Genomic DNA, 7284 nt, shown 5'->3' on the forward strand with positions numbered 1-7284 from the left:
TAATATTAACTATGTGTGAGTAAGCAGTATGGATAAACAATGGCAAAGCCGAATAATAGAGCAATATAAACATCGTCCTAACGATAACCGCTCGCCGTGGCAGGTCGATCGTTCGCGTATTATTCATGCAGCTGCATTTAGGCGTTTGCAAGCTAAAACCCAAATTATGGGCATTGGCCTAAACGACTTTTACCGCACTCGCCTTACCCACTCTTTAGAAGTATCGCAAATTGGTACTGGCATATTGCGCCACTTAAAAGCGCAACATAGCGACTTTACGCACTTTCCATCAACCGGACTGCTAGAAACACTGTGTTTGGCGCACGATATTGGCCATCCACCTTTTGGCCATGGTGGCGAAATAGCGCTAAATTACATGATGCGCGATCACGGTGGTTTTGAAGGTAACGCACAAACACTGCGCATAGTTGCAAAACTTGAGCCCTACAGTAACGGGCACGGTATGAACCTAACTCGTCGTACTTTATTAGGTTTTATAAAATACCCCGCGTTTATTAATACGCTATGGCATACAATTCCCGACGATACAACCGGTCGTGCATTTATAAAAGCAGATGATTGGCGACCTGCCAAAGGGTTGTACAACGACGATGCAGCCATATTCAATTGGATAGTAGAACCACTGAGTCAAAACGATAAAACGTTGCTGGGTAACCATGCCACTATTGATAAGTACCGCGCTAAAACAACGTATAAATCGCTCGATAGCGCAATAATGGAACATGCCGACGATATAGCATACGCCGTACACGACTTAGAAGATGCCATTGCAACCCATGTACTTACGCTAGACGATTGGCAAACTCATGCTCTACCTCATTTAAAAGCACTAAACTTTGACTGGTTAAACACCATGCTTGAGTCGCTCACGAAGCGTTTGTTTTCAAAAAATGATTATGAGCGAAAAGATGCCATAGGTGAGCTGGTTAATACCTTTATTATTCATATACATTTAGATATTCAAAACGATAACTTTGAATGCCCTATTTTAAAGTACACCGCTAAATTAGATGCCCAATACGACAGTGTATTGCAAATACTTAAGCATTTTGTGTTTCAACGTTTAATACGCGACCCCGAAATGCAACAAATAGAGTTTAAAGGTCAAAACTTACTAATAGAGTTATTTACCGCGTTTGCTAGCGATCCGCTGCGTTTATTACCCGAAACAACACAAGCACAATACATAGAAGCGCAAAAGCAAAACCAAGGTATGCGTATAATTTGCGATTACTTAAGCGGAATGACCGACGAGTACGCTTATAAAACGTATCAACGATTGTTTTCACCTATGCAGTAGCAATACCAATAGACGTAAGTAATATAAAACTGAGCATTATTAAAAAGGCCGAGTAAATTTAATTTACTCGGCCTTTTTAGTTTTTATATTTAGTTAGAGCGTTTTATAAAGATTTTACGCCCATGTTATATAGTGTAAAACCAAACATATCAGCGTACTGATCAATAATTTTACTAGTTGGTGTACCTGCACCATGACCCGCGTTTGTTTCTATACGAATAAGTGTTGGGTTACTACCCATTTGTTTTGATTGAAGCTCAGCCGCAAACTTAAACGAATGCGAAGGGACAACACGGTCATCATGATCGCCTGTCGTGATCATAGTGGCTGGATATTCAACACCGGCTTTTACATTATGAAGAGGTGAATAGCCTTTAATGTATTCAAACATTTCTTTGCTTTGCTCGCTCGTACCGTAGTCGTATGCCCAGCCAGCGCCCGCAGTAAATGTATGGTAACGTAGCATATCAAGTACGCCTACAGCAGGAAGAGCCACCTGAAATAAGTCAGGACGCTGGGTCATTACCGCGCCAACTAATAAACCACCATTAGATCCACCACGCAGTGCTAAACGCTTTTTAGATGTATACTTTTTATCTTTTAAATACTCAGCTGCCGCAATAAAATCATCAAACACATTTTGCTTTTGCAATTTAGTGCCTGCATTGTGCCAGTCTTTACCGTACTCACCACCACCACGAATATTAGCAACGGCGTACACACTACCTTGCTCAAGCCATACTGCATTAACGGGGCTAAAGCTTGGCGTTAAACTAATATTAAAACCACCGTAACCGTATAAAATAGTAGGGTTTGAACCATCAAGCTTAATACCTGTTTTATAGGTAATTACCATCGGTATTTTAGTGCCATCTTTTGATGTGTAAAACACTTGCTCAGACGTGTAATCATCGCTGTTAAAATCAATAGCCGACTTACGATAAACACCCGATTCACCCGTAGCTACATCAAACGTATAAGTAGTACCTGGTGTTTTGTAGTTAGTGAACGAATAATAAAGCGTTGTTTGATCTTTTTTACCGCCAAAACCACGTGCTGTACCCACGCCTGGTAATGTAATTTCGCGAATTAGCTCGCCTTTTTTGTTGTACTGTTTTACCTGCGAAATAGCATCAACCATGTAGTTGGCAAAAAAGGTATCGCCACCTTTTGTAAGGTTTAGTACGTTTTTGGTTTCAGGAATTAAATCAACCCAATTTTCAGGGCTTGGGTTACTTGCATCAACCGTGACTACTTTTTTGTTTGGTGCATTAAGGTTAGTAACTAAAAACAGCTTGCTGCCTTCGTTATCAATAACTGATGTATCTGAATCAGTATTTCCCACAACCGTTACAAACTCACTGTTTTCTTTTGTTAGATCTTTTATAAACAGTTTATTGCCTGAGGTAGACGTACTAGCTGAAATAAGTAAGTAATGGCCATCTTGAGTTACATCAGCGCCTACATAGCGATGTTTTTGCTCATCAGTTTCACCAAATACAACACTATCAGCAGACTGAGCAGTACCTAGCTTATGGTAATACGCTTTATGCTGATCTGTTTTAGCCGAAAGTTCACTCCCTTTAGGTTTTTCGTAACTTGAATAATAAAAACCTTCGTTGCCTAACCAATCAATGCCACTAAATTTAACGTCAACAAGCGCTTCTTCAACTTGCTCTTTAGTATGTGCATCAATAACTATAATTTTACGCCAATCGCTGCCGCCTTCAGATATTTGATACGCGAGCAATGAGCCATCTTTTGAAAACGATAAGCCCGACATAGACGTCGTACCATCTTCACTAAACTTGTTTGGATCTAAAAATACTTCAACGTCGCCGCCATCTTTACTGCGGTACAAAACATATTGATTTTGCAGGCCATCGTTTTTATAAAAATAGGTGTAATCGCCTTCAGTAAAAGGAGCGCCTATTTTTTCGTAATTCATTAGTTTTTCAAGGCGCTGCTTTAACTTATCGCGATAAGGTATTTGTTCTAAATAAGAAAACGTTAAATTGTTTTGCGTTTTAACCCAATCGGCAGTTTCGTCGCTCATATCATCTTCAAGCCAACGATACGGGTCGCTAACGGCTTCTTCAAAGTAGGTGTCTACGATATCGCCTTTTTTTGTTTCTGGGTATATAACTGCATTAACTTGCTTCATTGGTGCTTTTACTTCTTCTTGAGTTACCGTATTAGTTGGCTCTGAACAGCCGCTAAGCGCTACAATTACAGCACACGCTAAAGTATGTTTAAACATCCTGAGTTCCATTCTTATTTATTAATAGTGCGCCTAAGTTATTAACTTTTAGCCCTTTTGTCTATTTAGATGCGTTAAGCGCCATTTATCGCTGTAAACAAATGTAAACTTACGCTTTAATAGCACGACCCTCATTAAAATAAAAAACAATAAAAGAGCATACTATGCAAAGTACAAACCCCACGTTTAAAAGCTTTAAAGCCTTCTACCCTTATTATTTAAAAGAGCATCGCAATGTTACTTGCCGCCGCTTACATTTTATAGGAAGCACCCTCGTTCTTGCTGTAATCGCAATAGCATTATTAAAACAACACTACAGTTTATTGTGGCTATTACCTGTTATTGGATATGGGTTTGCGTGGGTTGGGCATTTCTTTTTTGAAAAAAACCGCCCAGCTACTTTTAAACACCCTTTTTACAGTTTGTGGGGAGATTGGGTAATGTTTAAAGATATGCTTGTTGGAAAAATTAAATTTTAACACTATTTTTAGCATTCTTTTTTATACCAATTACTTATAAAAACAAAATTGCTTCATGCTTTAAAGTATAGGTTCTAATAAGTAGTACATAATTTATAATACACCCATTAAATGTTAATTTAGTTAACATTTAATAGGTTTATTTGTATTTTACATTTTTAAAAATATTTATAACTTAACTGCTATTTATTGCCAGCCCAATAAAAATGGTTCCCTACCCATAATTAATTTAACCCATCAATCTCATCTTACCAGTTAATTAAACGTTAAATTTAACTTTTAAATATAATTCATTATCCATCAATTACTTAGCAATTACCTTCGCTATATAACCAAAACAATGATCATTATAAAAAACAACCAAATGTAATTATAAAAACCCTTAAATTAATTGAATGTTATTCAATTGACTGACTTTGTTAATTAAGTATATGTTCAAGGTAACAAAGAGGTTTAATCTTTTTGTACAAAACTAAAATAATTCAATGGGTATGGGGAAATACAGCATGAATAGAAAACCGTTATTTAAATTACAGCAATCGGTACCACAAATATTACTCGCAATGAGCGCGTCTGCTGCACTACTTGGTTCGCTCTGCGTAAATGCTGCAGAGCAAGACACTAAAGCAGAAGAAAACATCGAACAAATAAGCGTAATTGGCTCTCGCCGATTAGGCCGTACAGTAGAAGACAGCGCAGTACCCATCGATATAATTGGTGCAGATGCACTTAAAAACTCAGGCTTTACTGAAACGAATGCCCTACTTAGCAGTTTATTACCCAGCTTTAACTTCCCACAAGCATCACTTACTGATGGCAGCGACCATGTACGCCCCGCTCAGCTTCGTGGCTTAGCACCCGATCACACCTTAGTGCTTGTTAATGGTAAGCGCCGCCACAGCAACGCATTACTTAACTTAAATGGCTCAACGGGTCGTGGTTCATCATCGGTTGACTTAAATGCGATACCTGCAAATGCTATTGCCCGTATTGAAGTATTACGCGATGGTGCAGCAGCGCAATATGGCTCTGACGCTATAGCTGGTGTTATTAATATTGTACTTAAAAGTGCCAGCAGCGGTGGTTCAGTTGCGGCTATATATGGTGCTAACGTAACCGAAATGGACGGTGTACCACAGCTTGAATCAGTTTCTGAAGGCAGTGATGGTAATTTAGCATTTACCGAAGGGGGCGATCGCTCTTTAACCGATGGTCAAACATTAACGCTGCAAGGTAATATGGGTTTTGAGCTTGGCGATAATGGCTTTTTAAACATCTCAACAGAATACCGCGACCGCCATTCAACTAACCGCTCAGACTACGATAACCGTGAAAACTACGCACGCATAGATGACGGATCAGTAGATGGCGCGCTTGACCCACGTGAACTTACCGTAAATCGATATAACCATAACTTTGGTAATGGCGATGTTGAAGATTTTTCAATGTTTTATAACGCAGGTTACCAGTTAACAAACGAAGTCGACTTATATTCGTTTGGCTCTTACAGCAAACGTGAAGGCGAAGGCGGCGGGTTTTATCGCCGTGCAAGCGATAGCCGTAATATAGAAGAAGTATACCCTGATGGCTTTTTACCTGTTATTACCTCAGATATAGATGACTTTTCACTGGCACTTGGCGCTAAAGGTTTTGTAAGTGAATGGAATTACGATGTATCGGCCGTATATGGTCAAGATGCATTTGAGTTTGGTGTTATAAATAGCTTAAATACCTCATATGGCCCTACTAGCCAAACAAGCTTTGATGCAGGAACACTTACCTACGATCAACTTACTTTAAACGTTGATTTTAGCCGCGAGGTAGACGTCAGCTTTTTAGAAAGCTCTGTAAACGTAGCTGTAGGTGCTGAGTATCGCCGCGAAGGATACCAAATAGATGCAGGCGAAGAAGCATCATATGCACAAGGCACATTTGGCCCAGGAGGCGCAGTAACCGACCCAGTTGATGGCCCGTTTGGCGCAGCGGGGGCACAAGTATTCCCGGGGTTTACACCCGAATCAGAGGGCGATAACAGCCGCCACAACGTGAGCTTATATATAGACCTTGAAACCTACCTAACCGACGATTGGAATTTAGCGGTTGCCGCCCGTTATGAAGATTACTCAGACTTTGGCGATACACTTAACGGTAAAATTGCAACTCGTTATTCATTAACTGAAGACTTAGCACTACGCGCCTCTGTATCTACTGGTTTTAGAGCACCTTCTTTGCAGCAGCAATACTTTACCTCAGTAGCCACTGTATTTGTTGATGGCGAACCAACCGAAACTGGTACCTTTGCACCAAGCAGCGATGTAGCAAAAGCACTGGGCTCACCAGGTCTTGATGCTGAAGAAGCAACAAACTACGGCGTTGGTTTTACATGGTCTACCGACTTTAATTTCAGCTTATCGGTTGATTACTACCAAATATTAATTGATGACCGCATTGTGCTATCAAACAACTTATCGGGCGATGCTATTGCCGATTTACTTCAAAGCACAGGCGCTAACCAAGGTCGCTTCTTCTTAAATGCAATTGACAGCAAAACCCGTGGTGTTGATGTGGTTGCCTCATATAATGTAGCAACTGATGGTTATGGCGATTTAGCCTTTAACCTAGGTTACAACTACGGTAAAAATGAAGTAACAAATATTATCGACCCACCAGCAGAGCTGCAAGGTGCAGGGTTTGATCAAGACAACTTGTTCTCAGGCACTGAGCTGCGTCGTTTTGAAGTAAGCACACCGCGTAATAAGTACAACTTAAGCGCAACATGGACTAACGACGACATACGTACCACGCTTAGAACAACACGTTACGGCGAAACTCAAGACCCTTCAGATATCCCAGAACGTAACGAAGTGCTAAAGCCTAAATGGATAACCGACTTAGATGTCGCCTACTCGCTAAGTGAAAGCGTATCGCTGAGCTTAGGGGCTAATAACATTTTTGATGTTTACCCAGACGCAACACGTGAAAATGTTGACGATGTAACCACCTTCTCACGTTTATTTGCTTACTCTAGCTTCTCGCCGTATGGATTTAACGGACGCTACGTGTACGGTAAAATAGAAATGAAGTTTTAATAAGCACAGCTTAAAGTAACCAAACACACAAAAGCCACCGATTAGGTAATGCAGATCGTTTAAGCTAATTGAACGATCTTTCAAAGGGCTCATAATAGGCTACAACAGAAGTTGTGGCCTATTTTTATGTCTGAA

The 7284-nt window shown here is 40.1% G+C and carries 4 protein-coding genes; 3 read left to right on the top strand and 1 reads right to left on the bottom strand.

Going from position 1 to position 7284, the window contains the following annotated elements; genetic code table 11:
• Window positions 1-28: 28 nt before the first annotated feature.
• On the top strand, window positions 29-1321 hold the full coding sequence (locus tag GQR54_RS10945) for an anti-phage deoxyguanosine triphosphatase (RefSeq protein WP_166377633.1): 1293 nt from the start codon (window positions 29-31) through the stop codon (window positions 1319-1321).
• A 103-nt stretch (window positions 1322-1424) separates the two neighbouring features.
• Here the strand turns inward: GQR54_RS10945 and GQR54_RS10950 are convergent, their stop codons facing one another.
• A complete protein-coding gene (locus GQR54_RS10950) occupies window positions 1425-3581 on the bottom strand; it encodes a prolyl oligopeptidase family serine peptidase (protein ID WP_166377634.1) in 2157 nt (718 codons plus the stop codon).
• A gap of 164 nt (window positions 3582-3745) precedes the next feature.
• Between GQR54_RS10950 and GQR54_RS10955 the strand changes: the two genes are divergently transcribed.
• Both GQR54_RS10955 and GQR54_RS10960 read left to right on the top strand, forming a co-directional pair.
• The gene (locus tag GQR54_RS10955; RefSeq protein ID WP_002959779.1) at window positions 3746-4060 is read left to right on the top strand and encodes a DUF962 domain-containing protein; all 315 of its coding nucleotides are present in this window, start codon (window positions 3746-3748) and stop codon (window positions 4058-4060) included.
• A gap of 506 nt (window positions 4061-4566) precedes the next feature.
• Complete coding sequence (locus GQR54_RS10960; protein ID WP_166377635.1) at window positions 4567-7149, top strand: TonB-dependent receptor; 2583 nt, start codon at window positions 4567-4569, stop codon at window positions 7147-7149.
• The last annotated feature ends 135 nt before the right edge of the window (window positions 7150-7284 follow it).

It is taken from the genome of Pseudoalteromonas sp. Z9A4, assembly GCF_011378845.1.
GTDB lineage: Bacteria > Pseudomonadota > Gammaproteobacteria > Enterobacterales > Alteromonadaceae > Pseudoalteromonas > Pseudoalteromonas arctica.

Excerpts from the sequence above, each read along its gene's own strand:
- GQR54_RS10950 (WP_166377634.1), bottom strand. The coding sequence starts at position 3,581 with ATGTTTAAACATACTTTAGCGTGTGCTGTAATTGTAGCGCTTAGCGGC.
- GQR54_RS10955 (WP_002959779.1), top strand. The coding sequence starts at position 3,746 with ATGCAAAGTACAAACCCCACGTTTAAAAGCTTTAAAGCCTTCTACCCT.
- GQR54_RS10960 (WP_166377635.1), top strand. The coding sequence starts at position 4,567 with ATGAATAGAAAACCGTTATTTAAATTACAGCAATCGGTACCACAAATA.
- GQR54_RS10945 (WP_166377633.1), top strand. The coding sequence starts at position 29 with ATGGATAAACAATGGCAAAGCCGAATAATAGAGCAATATAAACATCGT.